At 71.2% G+C, this 14,817-nt stretch carries 14 protein-coding genes; 9 read left to right on the forward strand and 5 right to left on the reverse strand.

Annotation, left to right across the window (positions count from 1 at the left end):
• Nucleotides 1-28: 28 nt before the first annotated feature.
• A complete protein-coding gene (locus BM342_RS05560) occupies nucleotides 29-1,135 on the forward strand; it encodes a hypothetical protein (RefSeq protein ID WP_092964451.1) in 1,107 nt (368 codons plus the stop codon).
• 82 nt (nucleotides 1,136-1,217) lie between these two features.
• Entirely contained in the window at nucleotides 1,218-1,568 is a 351-nt protein-coding gene (locus tag BM342_RS05565; protein ID WP_092966580.1) for a metallopeptidase family protein, read from the forward strand.
• Between the two features lie 59 nt (nucleotides 1,569-1,627).
• Here the strand turns inward: BM342_RS05565 and BM342_RS05570 are convergent, their stop codons facing one another.
• Both BM342_RS05570 and BM342_RS05575 read right to left on the reverse strand, forming a co-directional pair.
• Nucleotides 1,628-2,842 carry a serine hydrolase domain-containing protein gene (locus tag BM342_RS05570; RefSeq protein WP_092964452.1) on the reverse strand — a complete coding sequence of 405 codons (1,215 nt, stop codon included), beginning with the start codon at nucleotides 2,840-2,842 and terminating at the stop codon, nucleotides 1,628-1,630.
• Nucleotides 2,843-2,912: 70 nt separating this feature from the next.
• Entirely contained in the window at nucleotides 2,913-4,571 is a 1,659-nt protein-coding gene (locus BM342_RS05575) for a PucR family transcriptional regulator (RefSeq protein ID WP_092964453.1), read from the reverse strand.
• A gap of 93 nt (nucleotides 4,572-4,664) precedes the next feature.
• Between BM342_RS05575 and lysA the strand changes: the two genes are divergently transcribed.
• The 4 genes from lysA to BM342_RS05595 are packed head-to-tail and all read left to right on the forward strand — an operon-like array spanning nucleotide 4,665 to nucleotide 8,762.
• Complete coding sequence (gene lysA / locus BM342_RS05580; RefSeq protein WP_092964454.1) at nucleotides 4,665-5,975, forward strand: diaminopimelate decarboxylase; 1,311 nt, start codon at nucleotides 4,665-4,667, stop codon at nucleotides 5,973-5,975.
• Nucleotides 5,976-6,022: 47 nt separating this feature from the next.
• On the forward strand, nucleotides 6,023-6,994 hold the full coding sequence (locus BM342_RS05585) for a transporter substrate-binding domain-containing protein (RefSeq protein WP_092964455.1): 972 nt from the start codon (nucleotides 6,023-6,025) through the stop codon (nucleotides 6,992-6,994).
• A complete protein-coding gene (locus BM342_RS05590; protein ID WP_092964456.1) occupies nucleotides 6,991-7,962 on the forward strand; it encodes an amino acid ABC transporter permease in 972 nt (323 codons plus the stop codon). The genes BM342_RS05585 and BM342_RS05590 overlap by 4 nt, the downstream gene beginning before the upstream one ends.
• On the forward strand, nucleotides 7,959-8,762 hold the full coding sequence (locus BM342_RS05595) for an amino acid ABC transporter ATP-binding protein (RefSeq protein WP_092964457.1): 804 nt from the start codon (nucleotides 7,959-7,961) through the stop codon (nucleotides 8,760-8,762). Before BM342_RS05590 ends, BM342_RS05595 begins: the two co-directional genes overlap by 4 nt.
• A 169-nt stretch (nucleotides 8,763-8,931) precedes the next feature.
• Here BM342_RS05595 and BM342_RS05600 read toward each other — a convergent pair whose 3' ends face one another.
• A complete protein-coding gene (locus BM342_RS05600; RefSeq protein ID WP_092964458.1) occupies nucleotides 8,932-9,879 on the reverse strand; it encodes an EamA family transporter in 948 nt (315 codons plus the stop codon).
• Nucleotides 9,880-9,951: 72 nt separating this feature from the next.
• On the opposite strand from BM342_RS05600, the gene BM342_RS05605 reads away from it, so the two are divergent.
• Nucleotides 9,952-10,929 (forward strand): LysR family transcriptional regulator, encoded by a 978-nt coding sequence (locus tag BM342_RS05605; protein ID WP_092964459.1) that lies wholly within the window; start codon nucleotides 9,952-9,954, stop codon nucleotides 10,927-10,929.
• 18 nt (nucleotides 10,930-10,947) lie between these two features.
• On the opposite strand, the gene BM342_RS05610 is transcribed toward BM342_RS05605, so the two are convergent.
• Nucleotides 10,948-11,382 (reverse strand): hypothetical protein, encoded by a 435-nt coding sequence (locus BM342_RS05610; RefSeq protein WP_092964460.1) that lies wholly within the window; start codon nucleotides 11,380-11,382, stop codon nucleotides 10,948-10,950.
• Between the two features lie 83 nt (nucleotides 11,383-11,465).
• Here BM342_RS05610 and BM342_RS05615 point away from each other — a divergent pair, with 83 nt between their 5' ends.
• Nucleotides 11,466-12,032: a TetR/AcrR family transcriptional regulator gene (locus tag BM342_RS05615; protein WP_092964461.1), complete on the forward strand. Its 567-nt coding sequence runs from the start codon at nucleotides 11,466-11,468 to the stop codon at nucleotides 12,030-12,032.
• Between the two features lie 88 nt (nucleotides 12,033-12,120).
• Here BM342_RS05615 and BM342_RS05620 read toward each other — a convergent pair whose 3' ends face one another.
• Nucleotides 12,121-13,338 (reverse strand): serine hydrolase domain-containing protein, encoded by a 1,218-nt coding sequence (locus BM342_RS05620; protein ID WP_092964462.1) that lies wholly within the window; start codon nucleotides 13,336-13,338, stop codon nucleotides 12,121-12,123.
• Between the two features lie 185 nt (nucleotides 13,339-13,523).
• On the opposite strand from BM342_RS05620, the gene BM342_RS05625 reads away from it, so the two are divergent.
• Complete coding sequence (locus BM342_RS05625) at nucleotides 13,524-14,807, forward strand: serine hydrolase domain-containing protein (RefSeq protein WP_092964463.1); 1,284 nt, start codon at nucleotides 13,524-13,526, stop codon at nucleotides 14,805-14,807.
• Nucleotides 14,808-14,817: the final 10 nt, after the last annotated feature.

Genomic DNA, 14,817 nt, shown 5'->3' on the forward strand with positions numbered 1-14,817 from the left:
GCGATGCCCGGGCCACTACGCTCGCACCGTGCATCCGAAACCGGCCGTCGTCGCCACCGCCTCGCTGCTGCTGCTCGCCCTGACCGGATGCGTGGGGCTCGCCGACGATGCCGCCACGACCCCGACGCCGACGGTCGCGCCCGAGACATCCGCGCCGGCTCCGACCCTCCTGACCTGCGACGACCTCGCGTCCGCCGACCTCGTGGCCACGACGCTCGAGGGAGCCGACGGGGTCGCGGCGCAGCCGGTGCCCGCCGTGAACGACTACGACGCCTTCGACGGCGTGCTGCTCGAGGGCGCGGGCGGGCTGCCGTGCTCATGGCGGGTCGGCTCAGGAATGCCCGAGTACAACACGCCGAGCGACTGGGCGTACCTGCGCATCGACGTGCTGCCGGGGGCCGCCGGGCAATGGGTGCCGCTGTCGGCGGGCGACGCGCCGTCGACCGACACTCGCACGATCGAGGGCATCGAGGCCTCCGTCTCGGGCGGCGACCGCGGCTGGTCCGTCTCGGCGCCGGTCGGCGACAGTTGGGTCGTGTTGAGCATCAGCGCGGCGGGGTTGACCGGGGCGGGCAGTCGCTTCTCGGGGCTCGGCGGCGACGTGATGATCGACAGGCTCGCGGATGTCGCAGGGCCGGCGTTCACCGCGGTGCAGCAGGCGTCGCCGGAGCAGCTCGCCTGGCCCGCCGTCGAGCTCAGGCAGACCGATGCGGTGTGCAACGGCGGGCTCGACGAGCAGGGCATCCTCGCCGCGGAGCAGGTGCCGGCCGACGCATCCGTCGAGTACGAGACCCTCGACCCGACCACCGAGGCGCCCGCCTACTTCAGCGACGCCGTGCGCGCCGCGGCGCGCACGTTCACCTGCGACCTGTGGGTCGACGCGCTGCCGCTCGTCACGATCACGACGGCGCGCGGCTTCTCGCCGCTGTTCGATCGTCTGCGGGCTCCCGACGGCGACGTCGGCTTCGCACCGTTCGATCTGGCCGATGCGCCGGCGGATGCGGCGGCCGTCGTCGCCGTGACCGACGACGGACCCTCGTCGCCTGCGTATCTCAGCATCGGCGGCACGCTCTACGAGATCCAGGGCGACGGTGCCCAGGCGGTCGCCCAGGCGATCGTCGCGCAGACGTACTGAGCGGCCGCCCGCGGCATCCGTCCTGCACATGCCCACGGCGAACACCCGACCGCTGCACCGGCACGCGGCGCAGAATGAACGCATGGTCGAGATCTCGGACGACGACTTCGAGCGCATGGTCGCCGACGAGTTCGATGCGCTGCCCGACGAGATGGTCAGGGGGCTCGAAAACGTCGCGATCCTCACTGCGAACCAGCCGATCGGGGAGCGCCCGCGCCTGTTCGGCCTCTACAGCGGACGCCCGCTGAAGACGCGCGGGGTCTACGGCTACGGCGAGCTGCCCGACCGCATCACGCTGTTCAAGAACAACATGCAGGAGCACAGCGCCGATCTCGACGCCCTGCGCACCCGCGTGCGCATCACGCTCGTGCACGAGATCGGCCACTACTTCGGCCTCGACGACGCGAGGCTGCGCGAGCTCGGCTGGGCGTAGGGCACGAAGGCCGGATGCCGCGGGCGACCGGTGCCGGGTCTGCTCGCCGGTGTCGCCCGTCAGCCGAGGCAGGCCGTGCTCGAGGTCGCCGCGACCGATTCGGGCAGCACTGGGATCAGTGCCCTCAGCACCTCGGCGAACGCCTCGCCCGTGCCCCCGTCGCCGTTGCCGATGAGGGCGAGCACGGCGCGCGAGCCCTCGAAGTACTGCACGTGCGCACCGTAGCCGGGCTCGGCGCCGCTGTGGTTCACGTCGAGGACGCATCCCGAGTCGGGATCGACGTGCACGCTGACGGCGAGCCCGTACCCGTAGCCCGTGTCGCTGAGGCCGGGGGCGCGGTCCTCGAGGCGTGCGGTCTGCATCTCGGGCGTGAGCCCGTAGCCCTCGCCCAGCGCGATTCCCCACGTGTGCAGGTCGTCGATCGTCGAGAGCATGGCGCCGGCCGCCCAGGCCTCGTGGTTGGTCCAGTCGGTCGTGTCGGTGGGCTGCGGGTACTGCGGGCAGAACTCCGAGTAGCCGCGGTCGAACGGCTCCGCCAGTTCGGCGTCGGGTGCGAAGCGGCTTCGGCTCATGCCGAGAGGCCTGAGCAGGTGCTCGTCGATCAGCGTGGCCAGGTCGCTGCCGGTCGTGCGCTCGAGGATGCGCCCGAGGATGAAGGTGTTGTAACCCGAGTAGGTGTTGCCCTCGCCCGGTGCGTACGGCTCGCGAGGGGTCGCCGCACCGATGGCGATCATCTCGTCGGGCGTGATCGTCGAGTACGGGTCGTCGCAGATCCGGTCGAGTTGCGTCTGGCCGGGCGGGCCGATGCCGCTCGACATGTTCATGAGCATGCGCAGGGTGATCTCGGCCGCATCGGGGAACTTGGGGTACCAGCGGTCGATCGTGTCGTCGAGCGAGAGCCCGACGGTTCCGTCGCCGATGAGCTGCAGCGCGACCTGGCCCACGAGAGTCTTGGTGATGCTGCCGATCTTGGACTGGTTGGCGCGGTCCATCGGCTCGTTCGTGGCGAGATCCGAGACGCCGCGGGTGGCGACCCATTCCGCCTGGCCGGGTATCCACAGCCCGACGATGACGCCGGGCATCCCGGATGCCGCGAACCCCGCGTCGAGCGCGGCCTCGAGCTGCACGCGCAACGCGGTATCGAAGGGCGTCACGGAGGCGGTCGGCGGGGCCGAGGCGACGGTCGGCGTCGCGGAGGCGCATCCGCTCAGCAGGACGACGGCGACCGCAGCGGCGACCGCGCCCTTGAGAACCGCCCACCCCGGTTTGCGCATGCCTGCTCCACTCGCGACCCTATCCCGCGGGGGCGGGCCGCTGCCCCGCCCACTTCAGGGGACGTTCGGCTCAGCCCGCGTCGACGCCCGCAGCTCGCAGCTGCAGCCAGGCCGCGAGTCGCTGGTCGGCGCGCTCGATGCGGATGCCGTGCGCCTGCTCGGCCCGGCGCAGGCGGTGGCGCACCGTGTTCTGGTGCACGCCGAGCCGGTCGGCGGCCTGGGCGACGTTGCCGAAGCACTCGAGCCACGCGAGCAGGGTCTCGGCGGTCGCGGTCGTCGCAGGGTCGGTGACCAGTGCGTCGATCGCGGGATCGCGCAGCTCGTCGGATGCCGCGAGCAGCACGGCGGCCCGCTCGATCACCAGGCGCGGCCGCACGTCAGACACGGTGATCACGCGGGTCAGGTCGAGGCCGGGGTCGGAGCCCGCCCGATCGGCGCGGACCCGAGTGGGTGGCATCGGGTCGGACGCCGTGACGTCGAGCAGCCGGTCGGCGAGATCGCGCGCAGCCGCGACCTCGCCCGAGCGATGCACCGGGTCGACGACGGCGATGCGCGTGCCCTCGCCGACGAGGCGGTCGACGAGCGGCAGCAGCGGTTCGCACGCGCGCACGGCCTCGGCGACGTCGCCCGCGGTGAACAGGGCGTAGACGCGCCCTCGGTGGGCGACCGCGACCGTGTCGGGCCGGTGCAGCACGAGGTGCCTGATCACCGTCGAGCGCAACTGCGCGATCGCCGTGGGTCCGGCGCTCGGCACCTCGAACGCGACGACCGCGGCACCGCGCTCCTCGGGGATGCCGAGCTCGGCGAACTCGGTGCCGGTCAGGTCGATGCCGGTGAGCAGGGTGCGCAGGCGGTCCTCGCGCGGGCGCTGGTTCGTGGCGTGGGTGCGCAGGTCGTCGAGCAGGTGCGCACCCGCGAGCGCGCTCGCGCGACGCATCCGCCCGTCCTGCTCGGGCGTGAGCCCGGCATCGCCCGACGCGTCGATCGCCCAGATGCTGCCGAGGGGCACGGTGCCCGCGCGCACGGCGAACGCGACGCGCGGCTCCTCGTCGCCGAGACGCGGGTACTTCACCGGTGTGTCAGAGCGCAGCACGGTGCGGTACTGGTCGTCGTTGTACGGCGATGCGGGCACGCGCCGCGCGAGGATGCCGTGGGTGCGCAACTCGTCGATGAGCTGCCCGGGCACCGACGAGTACGCGAGGATGTTGCGACTCAGGTCCTCGATCGCGACCGAGCCGCCGAAGTGCTCGGCGAGTTCGTTCGCGATGGCGAAGAGCGGTTCGGCCCCACGATCCTGCGCGCGTGCGAGGGAGGCGTCGGACTCGCCGAGCAGCCGCGTGAGCTGCGCGTCGAGGAGCCGCCAGCTGATGCGATCGGCGATGCGCACCACCGTGAGACCGGTCGATTCGGCGATCGCGGCCATCGCGGCGATCCGATCGGCGCTGCACTTGACCGCGAGCCCGGCGGCACCGTGATCGACGGCGGCCGCCGCGAGCGCCGCGAGTCGGGCGGTGCTCAGCGAACTCGTCGACGGGGCGAGCAGGAGCATGCCCGCGGCATCCGGCAGTTCGTCCGCGATGTCGACGAACTCGGTTCCGGTGACGGCGACGGATGCCGCGACGCCGCCGATGACCGTGATCGTGCTCGGTCCGAGCTGGTCGACGAGCTCGGCGAGCGAGACGCGCGGCACGAGGGCCGGCCACGACGTTGGAGGATTCGCTGCATCCATGCCGCGAATCTATCTCAGATCTCCAACCAGCGGCCGGGCCGATCTTCCTAGGCTGGCCGACGCGACGGCGAAGACGCCCGCAGAGGAGGAACGATGACTGCGAACCGGCCGGACCCGAGCGGCACCCGCCTCGGCGACCTGTGGCGGATCCTGCCCGAAGAGGCGACCGCCACCGCCGACGGCGTGCTCGAGATCGGGGGCGTCGCCGTCACCGAACTCGCCGAGCGCTTCGGCACCCCGCTGCACGTCTACGACGAGCAGGGCCTGCGGCGACAGATCCGCAGGTTCGTCGACGGCCTGCAGGCGAGGTGGCCGGACTCCGAGGTGCTCTTCGCGTCGAAGTCGCTCCCCGCCGTCGGCATGTACCGCATCGCGCAGGAGGAGGGGCTGTCGGTGGACATCGCGGGCGGCGGCGAACTCCGGCTCGCGCTCGCCGCGGGCGTGGACCCCGCACGCCTGCACTTCCACGGCAACGCGAAGACGGATGCCGAGCTGCGCATGGCGCTCGACGCGGGCATCGACACGATCATCGTCGACAACGACGACGAACTCGACCGGCTCGAGCGGCTGCTCGAGCGCCCCCAGAAGCTGCTGCTCCGGGTCATCCCGGGCGTCGAGGCGAAGACGCACGCGTCGCAGGCCACCGGCGGTGCGAACTCCAAGTTCGGGCTGCCCATCGACCAGGCCGAGCGCGCGATCCGCCGCATGCAGGCGCACCCGCTCATGCGATTCGAGGGCGTGCACCTGCACATCGGCTCGCAGATCCTCGACGAGACCCAGTTCGCCGAGGCGGTCGAGAAGATCTCGACGGTCGGCACGTTCGGCACCTACGACGTCGGCGGCGGACTCGGCATCGCCTACACGTACGACGAGGTCGCCCCGAGCGTCGACGACTACCTCGACGCGGTCGTCGCCTCGGCGAAGGCGCACCTTCCCGCCGGCGCACGCCTGATGATCGAGCCGGGCCGGTCGATCGTCGGGCGTTCGGGCGTCACGCTCTATCGCACGACCACCGTCAAGCGCACCGGCCGCACCTTCGTCGCCGTCGACGGCGGCCTCGCCGACCAGATGGACATCGCGCTCACGGGGCAGCGCTACGAGGCCGTGCTCGCCGACCGCCTGCTCGAGCCGTGGACCGAGACCGTGCAGCTCGTCGGCCGTCAGTGCGAGTCGGGCGACCTCCTCGTCGACGGCGCGGCCATGCCGCCCGCACGTGTCGGCGACCTCGTGGCGATGGCCGCGACCGGCGCGTACGCCTACACGATGTCCAACAACTACAACGGTGCGTTGAAGCCCGCGATCGTCTTCGTCGCCGACGGCGTCGCACGGCTCGTCGCGCGCCGCGAGACCTACGACGACCTGCTCGCCACCCACGCACCGGCGCTCGAGAACGCACTCGTCTGAGACGCTCCGCCGACCACCGACCAGATCACCCCGACGAAGGAGTCCGCATGATCACCAGCACCACCACCCGAACCGACGCCGCCAGAACCGTCGCAGCCCGCTCGGCCGCGCTCGCCGCCGCATTCGCCGCCGTCGCCGCGCTCACCCTCACCGGATGCTCCGGCATCACGGGCTCCGGAGCCCAGGCCGCTGGTGGATCCGACCTGCCCGTCGGCGACGAGGTCTCGACGACCGCGGATCCGGAGCTCGCGAAGCTGCTGCCGGCCCCGATCGTCGAGAAGGGGCGGCTCGACATCGCCGTCGACATCCCGTTCCCGCCCATGGCGATGTACGACGACACGAATCGGGCCGTCGGCTTCGACCCGGAGCTCGCGCGCCTCATCGGGCAGAAGCTCGACATCGACGTGTCGATCAACAAGCAGGCGTTCGACTCGGTGATCCCGTCGCTGCAGGCCGGCAAGAACGACCTCATCATGAGCGGAATGAACGACACCCCCGAGCGCCAGGAGACCGTCACCTTCGTCGACTACACGCATGGCGGCTTCGCGATCCTCGTGAACGCGGGCGACACCGCCATCGCCACGCAGACCGACCTGTGCGGCAAGACCGTCTCGGTGCAGAAGGCGACCGTGCAGGGCGACCTGCTCCGCGGCATGGACTGCGGATCGGACCCGGTCGTCGTGACGGAGCTGCCGAGCGACCTCGACGCGCAGACCGCGCTCCGCGCCGGCAAGTCCGACGCCTACGTCGCCGACGCCGTGGTCGCCGAGTACGCGGCCGCGACGACCGACGACGGCGAGACGTTCGACGTCGTGCGCGACCCCGAGAATCCGGCCGGCTTCGCGCCCGTGTACAGCGGCATCGGCATCCTGAAGGACGACGCCGAGCTCGTCGAGGTGATCCGCCGGGCGCTGCAGGCGCTCATCGACGAGGGCGCCTACCAGGCCGTGCTCGAGCGCAACGACATCGGCGCGTACGCGGTCGAGTCGGCCGAGACCAACCAGGGCGCGGGCTCGTGACGGTCGTGCACGAGCGGGCGGCGGATGTCGCCGCCACCGACGACGACGTCGTCGCGATCCCGCTGCGCCGACCGTGGCGGTGGATCGGCGCGGCCCTCGTGCTGCTCCTCGCCGCCTGGTTCGCCTGGTCGGTGTTCACGAACCCCAACCTCGACTTCGCCGCGATCGGAACGTTCCTCGTCGACCCCCGGATCCTCGACGGCGTCGGGCTGACGCTGCTCATCACGCTCATCTCGATGCTGGTGTCGACGTTCCTCGCGATCGTGATCGCCGCCATGCGGCTCTCGACGAACCCGGTGCTCTCATCGGTCGCGTGGTTCTACGTGTGGGCGTTCCGCGGCACGCCGTTGCTCGTGCAGATCGTGCTCTGGGGCTACCTCGGCCTGCTGTACGAGCAACTGAGCATCGGCATCCCGTTCACCGACGTGGTGTTCTGGCAAGCCGACACGAACGCCCTCATCAGCGCGTTCACGGCAGGCCTGCTCGCCCTCACGCTCAACCAGGCCGCGTACTCGTCGGAGATCGTGCGCGCAGGCATGCTCTCGGTCGACGAGGGCCAGCGCGAGGCCGCGGCCTCGCTCGGGATGTCGCCGCTGTACACGTTCCGTCGGGTGCTGCTGCCGCAGGCGATGCGCGTGATCATCCCGCCGATGGGCAACGAGACCATCTCGATGCTGAAGAACACGTCGCTGCTCTCGGTGATCGCGGTGCTCGAGCTCTACACGCAGGCGAGCATGATCTCGTCGCAGAACCTCAAGCAGGTCGAGCTGCTCATCGTCGCGAGCCTCTGGTACCTGCTGCTCACGAGCGTGCTGTCGATCCCGCAGTACTACCTGGAGCGCCGCTACGGGCGCGGCTCGAGCCGCGCCCTTCCGCCCACGCCGTTCCAGCGGCTCCGCCGGGCCCTCGCCTCGCGGCGCCCCGGGCCGGAACCTGCCCCCGTGACCAAGGAGGTCCGAGCCGTATGACCGTCACCGCTCCCGCAGGCGTGCCCGCCGCGGCATCCGCTCGCCCGCTCGTCGAGATCCGCCGTGTGCGCAAGAGCTTCGGTGCGCACGAGGTGCTGCGCGACATCTCGCTCGAGGTGCCCCAGGGCTCCGTGACCGTGCTGCTCGGGCCGTCGGGCTCCGGCAAGTCCACGCTGCTGCGCTGCATCAACCACCTCGAGACCATCGACGGCGGGCGCATCATCGTCGACGGCGAGCTCATCGGCTATCGCCAGGCCGGGCACAACATCCACGAGATGACGCCCGGTCAGATCGCCCGCCAGCGTCGAGACATCGGCATGGTGTTCCAGCGATTCAACCTGTTCCCGCACATGACCGCGCTCGAGAACATCGTCGAGGCGCCGGTCGGGATCGCGCGCATCCCGTCGGCGAAGGCGAAGGCGCGCGCGCACGAGCTGCTCGACCGGGTGGGGCTGGCGGACTTCGCCGGGCACTACCCGTCGCAGCTGTCCGGCGGCCAGCAGCAGCGCGTCGCGATCGCCCGGGCGCTCGCGATGGACCCCAAGCTCATGCTCTTCGACGAGCCGACCTCGGCGCTCGACCCCGAACTCGTGGGCGACGTGCTCGACGTCATGCGCGAGCTCGCGCGCGAGGGCATGACGATGATCGTCGTGACCCACGAGATCGGGTTCGCACGCGGCGTCGCCGATCAGGTCGTGTTCATGGACGGAGGCGTCGTCGTCGAGGCGGGCACCGCGTCGGCCGTGATCGATGCGCCGCAGCGGCAGCGCACCCGCAACTTCCTCGAGAGCGTGCGGTAGGACCGCACCTGCTCGAGGAGGCGAAGGGATGCCGCGAGGTCGGGGGGACTCCGCGGCGTCGGGATGCCGCGAGGTCGGGGGGCTTCGCGGCATCCGTCGTCTGCACGGCAGGCCGCGTACGACGCCGGATGCTCCGTCGACAAGCCCGCGGCCGCGACCGGCATCCAGGTCATCTCGCGGTACGAGCCGACTCCGTGGCGGCTGCTCGAGGCAGGTCGCGCCCGGGGTGGCCGCCGCGCACGGCTCGTCGCCCCACCGGCGCGTTCGCGACGAACACGCCGGCGACGAGCACGAGCCCGCCGGCCGTCTCCCACGCGTTCGGCACCTGGCCGAGCAGCAGCGCGGCGGATGCCATCGCCACCACGGGTGCGAGCAGCACCCACGGCACGACCGACGCCGAGCGGTTGCGTGCGAGCAGGGCGTTGAAGATCGCATAGCCGACGAGGGTGCAGAGGCCCGCGGTGTAGAGCGTCGAGAGGATCGGGCGCCAGCCGAACGCCGCGATGCCGGCGGCGATCGCATCGGGCCCCTCGATGAGCGCCGAGAGCCCGAGCGCCGGCAGCGGCACCACGAGCGACGACCACACCGTGAGCGACAGCGCGCCGAGGCGCTTCGCAGGCGCGACCGGGCCAGCCTGACGCGAGATGACGTTGCCGATCGCCCACGAGAGCGCGGCGAGCAGGCACAGCACGACCGCGAGTGCGGGCGCGTCACCGCCGCGGCCGAGCGCGACGACGCCCAGGCCGACGGTGCCGACGAGCACGCCGATCGTCTGCATGCGGTTGGGTCGCTCGCGCAGGGCGAGGGCCGCGACCACGATCGTCAGCACCACCTGCGCCTGCAGCAGCAGGGCGGCGATGCCCGGCTGCAGCCCCAGCGCGATCGACGTGTACAGCAGGCCGAACTGTCCGAGGCTCATGAAGAGGCCGACCCCGACGACGGTCTTCCAGTTCGCGAGCGGCCTGGGCACGACGACCGCGGCCAGGGCGACGACGCTGAAGCGCACGGCGACGAAGAAGAGCGGCGGAATGCCGCGCATGCCCCAGTCGATCACGACGAAGTTGAAGCCCCACAGGGTGGCCACGGCGGCGGCCAGCAGCATGTCGCGTCTCGTCATGTCTCAAGGCTCGCCCGCGGCATCCGGAAACACCAGCAATCATTTCTGCCACTGAATCGGTAGCATTGCTGCATGATCGATCTCGAAGCCGTGGTCGCACTGCGCGCCGTGGCCACCAACGGCAGCGTCGCGGCGGCGGCCGATGCGCTCGGGTACACCCCGTCGGCGGTGTCGCAGCAGATCAAGCGCCTCGAGCGCGGCACCCGGGTCGCGCTGCTCGAGCGCGCGGGCCGCGGCGTCGTGCTGACGGATGCCGGTCGCCATCTCGTCACGTCGTCGGCGACGGTGCTCGCCGATCTCGAGCGCATCGAGGCCGACCTGCAACTGACCGGCGGTGCGCCCGGAGCAGACGGCCTCGACGGCGCCGCTCGCCGCCCGATCACCGGTGAGGTGCGCATCGGCGCGTTCTCGACCGCGGTGCGCGGGCTGCTGGTCGACGTGCTGCCGAGCCTGCGCAACGAGCATCCCGACCTGCGCGTGCCCCTGCGAGAGAGCGAGCCGTGGGAGACGATCGCGCTCGTCGCGTCGGGCCAGCGAGATCTCGGCATCGTGCACCGCTGGGGTGGCGTGGCGCTCGCGATGCCCGATCACCTCGTCGAGACCCCCCTGTTCACGGATGTCGCCGACGTGATCCTGCGGCGCGATCACCCGCTCGCGCTCGCCGGAACCGCCGAGCTCACCCCCGCCGACCTCGCCGACGAGCCGTGGATCGCGACCTTCGACTCGACCATCTGCCGCCAGTGGCTGCGACGACTGTTCGACGGCGTCTCGAACGCGCCGCGCATCGTGCACGAGTCGATGGAGTTCGAGAACCACCTCGAGCTCGTGCGCGCGGGCCTCGGCGTCGCGCTCGTGCCTCGTATGGGGCGTCCGCCGCTGCATCCCGATCTCGTCGCCGTGCCGACCGTGCGACCGGCCTCGACGCGCGGGGTGTCGGCCGTGCACCGGCGCAGCCAGGCGGACTCGCCGGCGCTGCAGGCCGTGCTCGACGCGGTGCGGGCCGTCGCGTCGTCGCGCGCTGATCTGCAGGAGGGCCCGGTTCGACGCTGAACCCGACCTCCGTCGAGCTCATCGTCCGGACTGCAACCGACCGATCTCGGCGCGTGCGGCTTCGACGATCTCGTCGTTCGTGTGGGCGTGGCCGAAGAGGCCCCACCCGCCGGGCACCGCCTCGGTGAGCAGTACCCAGACGCGTTCGGCCGGAATGCGGCCGGCAGACGCATCGACCACGAGCGCGGTCAGCTCGGAGACCACCGCGAGCTGCTTGTCGCGGTCGAGGGCTCCGGCGTTCGTGAGCACCTGGACGCGCGCGTGGTCACCTGCTCCTGCGGCATCCGACATCGCGGTCGCCTCGAGCTCGTGCACGAAGGCGGCCGTATTGTCGCGGAACATCGGGATGTCGGGCACCTGCTCGACGTTCTTCACGATGTCGGCGGCGCGGACGGCGACGTCATGCGTGTCGGCGAAGGTGCCGCGGGGGGCGTAGAGATCGATCATCGGCATGAGCAGGCTCCTCGTCTCAGATTATGATGAGCGTCATAACTGTAGATTAGGACGAGCATCATAGTCAAGGCTCTGGAGGGCAGATGGCCACGGACACCCGTCGCAACATGATCGACAGCGCAGCCGTGCTCCTGGCGCGCCACGGATCGCGCGGCACCTCGTTCTCAGAGGTGCTCGAGGCATCCGGAGCCCCGCGTGGGTCGCTCTACCACCACTTCCCCCAGGGCAAGGAGCAGCTGGTGCACGCCGCGCTCGAAGCGGCAGGCACCCGGTCGCTGGCTCAGCTCGCCGACTTCGACGGCCTTGCCGCCGGCGAGGTCGCGGCGCGGTTCTTCGGCATGTGGCGGAGCCTGCTCACCGCGACCGACTTCGGTGTCGGATGCGCGGTGGCGGCCGTCACCGTCGACGCCGAGTCGGACGCCCTGCTCGAACGCGCGGGCGAGGTGTTCCGGGCGTGGCGCGGCAGACTCGCGGAGCTGCTGGCCGAAGGCGGTGTCGGACCTGATCGTTCGCCGGGCCTCGCGGCGATGCTCCTCGGGGCGAGCGAAGGCGCGGTCGTGCTGGCCCGCGCCGAGCGGGACCTCGCCGTGTTCGACGCCGTCGCCGCCGAGGCGATCGCCGCCGTCGGGGCCGCTGCGGCAGCCGCGTAGTCGTCAGCCGAACAGTCGCAGCCGAACAGCCGTCAGCCGAACGGTCGCGGGCGTCGAATCGTCAGGGTTTCGCGTCGCGAGCTGCCCCTCACCCCCACGGCGCGGCGCACGGCTCGGTCGGCGTCGGGTAGAGCACCGGACCGAGCACCGGCGCGAGCGCCTTCGTGACCTCCGTCGCAGCGTCGCCGTCGCCGCCGTCGCCGTTCCCGAGCATCGCCAGGACGGCACCGGTCATCGGGTAGTACGCGATGTTCGTGCCGTAGCCGGGTTCGGCTCCGGCGTGGGAGACGATCAGGACGCAGCCGGTGGCGGCGTCGTACACGACCCCCGCACCGAGGCCGTACGCAGATCCGGTCTCTTCGGAGATGATCGCGCGATCCGCATACCGGGCGACCTGAAGCTCGGGGGTCACGCCCGCGCCGGCACCGATGGCCTCGCCCCAGGCGTGAAGGTCGTCGAGGGTCGACACCATGGCGCCGCCCGCCCAGCTCTCGCCGTTCGACCACTCGACGGTGTCGACCGTCTCGCCGAGCTCGGGGCAGAACTCGGAGTAGCCGTGGGTCAGCGGGGCGGTGACCTCGCCGTCGGGCGCGAACCGGCTGCGGTCCATGCCGAACGGCTCGGTGATGCGGTCGTGGATGAGCGTCGCGAGGTCTTCGCCGGTGACCTGTTCGAGGATGCCGCCGAGCAGGAAGTAGTTGCCGTTGGCGTACTCGAATCCCTCGCCGGGCGCGAAGTCGGCGCGCGGAGTCTCCGCGCTGACCGCGATGAGCTGATCGGGGGTCGGAACGGCGTACGGGGCGGCGCAGATGCGGTCGACCTGGGCCCGGCCGGCCTCGCCGATGCCGCTCGAGTGGTTGAGCAGCATCCGCACCGTGATGTTCGACGCCTCGGGGAAGTCGGGATACCACCGGTCGAGCGTGTCGTCGAGACTCACGTCGAACCCGCCCTCGCCGATGACCTGCAGCATCACCGTTCCGACGATCGTCTTGGTGATGCTGCCGATCTTCTGCTGGTTGTCGCGGCCCATCGGCTCGTCGGTGCCGACCTCGGCCACGCCGCGCTCCGAGACCCATTCGTCTTCACCGGGCACCCACACTCCGACGATGACCCCGGGCATCCCGGATGCCGCGAATCCCTCGTCGAGCGCTGCCTCGAGTTGCGTGCGCAGCTCCGTGTCGAGGATCGGGGCGGATGTCGCGGGCGGGCTCGTGGCGGCATCCGAAGCCGTCGTGGCGGCGCACCCGCCGAGGAGGAGGACCGTGGCGGCTGCGACTGCTGCGCCCGCCCATCTGGAGTTCCGCATGACCAGCCCTTCGGGCCTCGCGCAAGACGCAGTTCGGGAGCCCGTGCCCCCATTCGCGACCCTACGCCGCGGTCGCGCGGCGCGGCCGAACGGGACGGCCCCACTTCAGGGGGTGGGCGGCCGATCGCGACGTGCCCTCCCATAGAGTGAGGGCGCAGCCCGGTCTTGATCGAATGGGGAACGACATGCCGAGCATCATCCGCACAGCCCTGCTGACCCTCGCGCTCGGTGCGCTCGTCGTCGGCGCCGCCGGCTGTTCGGGTCCCGCGAGCGACGCGCCACCTTCGGAGTCCGCTTCTGCCGAGGCATCCGATGGTCGACTCGTGGTCGTCGAGGACGGTCTCGGTGCAGAGCTCGGCGAGCAGCTCGCGAGCGCTGCGACCGAGGCGTTCGCCGGCATCAGCGCTCCGGGCGCCGTCATCGGGGTGCGCACGCCCGAGGGCACGTGGGCCGCGACGATCGGGTTCGAGGACTGGGACGAGACGGTGCCGATGGCCGCCGACGTCAACCACCGCGTGGGGAGCGTCACGAAGACGTTCACCGTCACGGCGCTCATGCAGCTGGCCGAGCAGGGCGAGCTCTCGCTCGACGACCCGATCGAGCAGTACGTGCCGGGCATGCCGAACGGCGACGCGACCCTCTTCGAGCTCGGCGCCATGCGCAGCGGCATCCCGTCGTACACGTTCGACGCGGAGTTCGAGCAGAAGCTGTTCACCGACCCGAACTTCGTCTGGACGCCCGAGGCACTCGTCGACATCGTGCGCGGCGAGGAGCCGATGTTCGCACCGGGCACCATGACCTTCTACTCGAACACCAACACCGTGCTGCTGGGCATGGTCATCGAGCAGGTCACGGGCGAGCCGATCGAAGACGTGCTGCAGGAGCAGATCTTCGAGCCGCTGGGCCTCGACCGGACGATCTTCCCGACGGATGCCTCGTTCCCCGAACCGCACGCCCACGGGTACACGCTCCAGGGCGTCGATGACGGCGTGCCCGTCGAGACCACCGACTGGAACCCGTCATGGGGCTGGACGGCCGGCTCGGTCATCTCCGACCTCGACGACCTGCTCACCTGGAGCGAGGCGTTGGTCACCGGCGATGGACTGCTCGCCCCGGAGTGGCAGCAGCAGCGCATCGACTCGTTCGACTTCTCGCTGCCCGTGTACACGGGCGAGGGCACCACCGCCCCGCAGACCGAGGCTCGCGCCTACGGCCTCGGCCTCGGCCTCGCGCTCGGCTGGTACGGCCACGACGGCACGATGCCCGGCTTCAACACCGTGCTGCAGCACCACCTCGAGTCCGGCACGACGCTCATCGTGATGGCCAACAGCGACATCAAGTCGGGGGAGTGTCCCGACGGCACCGGAACCGTCGACGGGGGTCGTACGACCGGCACGTGCGCCGACCCGGCCGTCTTCATCGGCAACGCGCTCGCCGAGGTCGTGGGGCATCCGAACGTCGAGCAGTGACGCGGTCGCC

The organism is Agromyces sp. CF514 (assembly GCF_900113185.1).
Lineage (GTDB): Bacteria > Actinomycetota > Actinomycetes > Actinomycetales > Microbacteriaceae > Agromyces.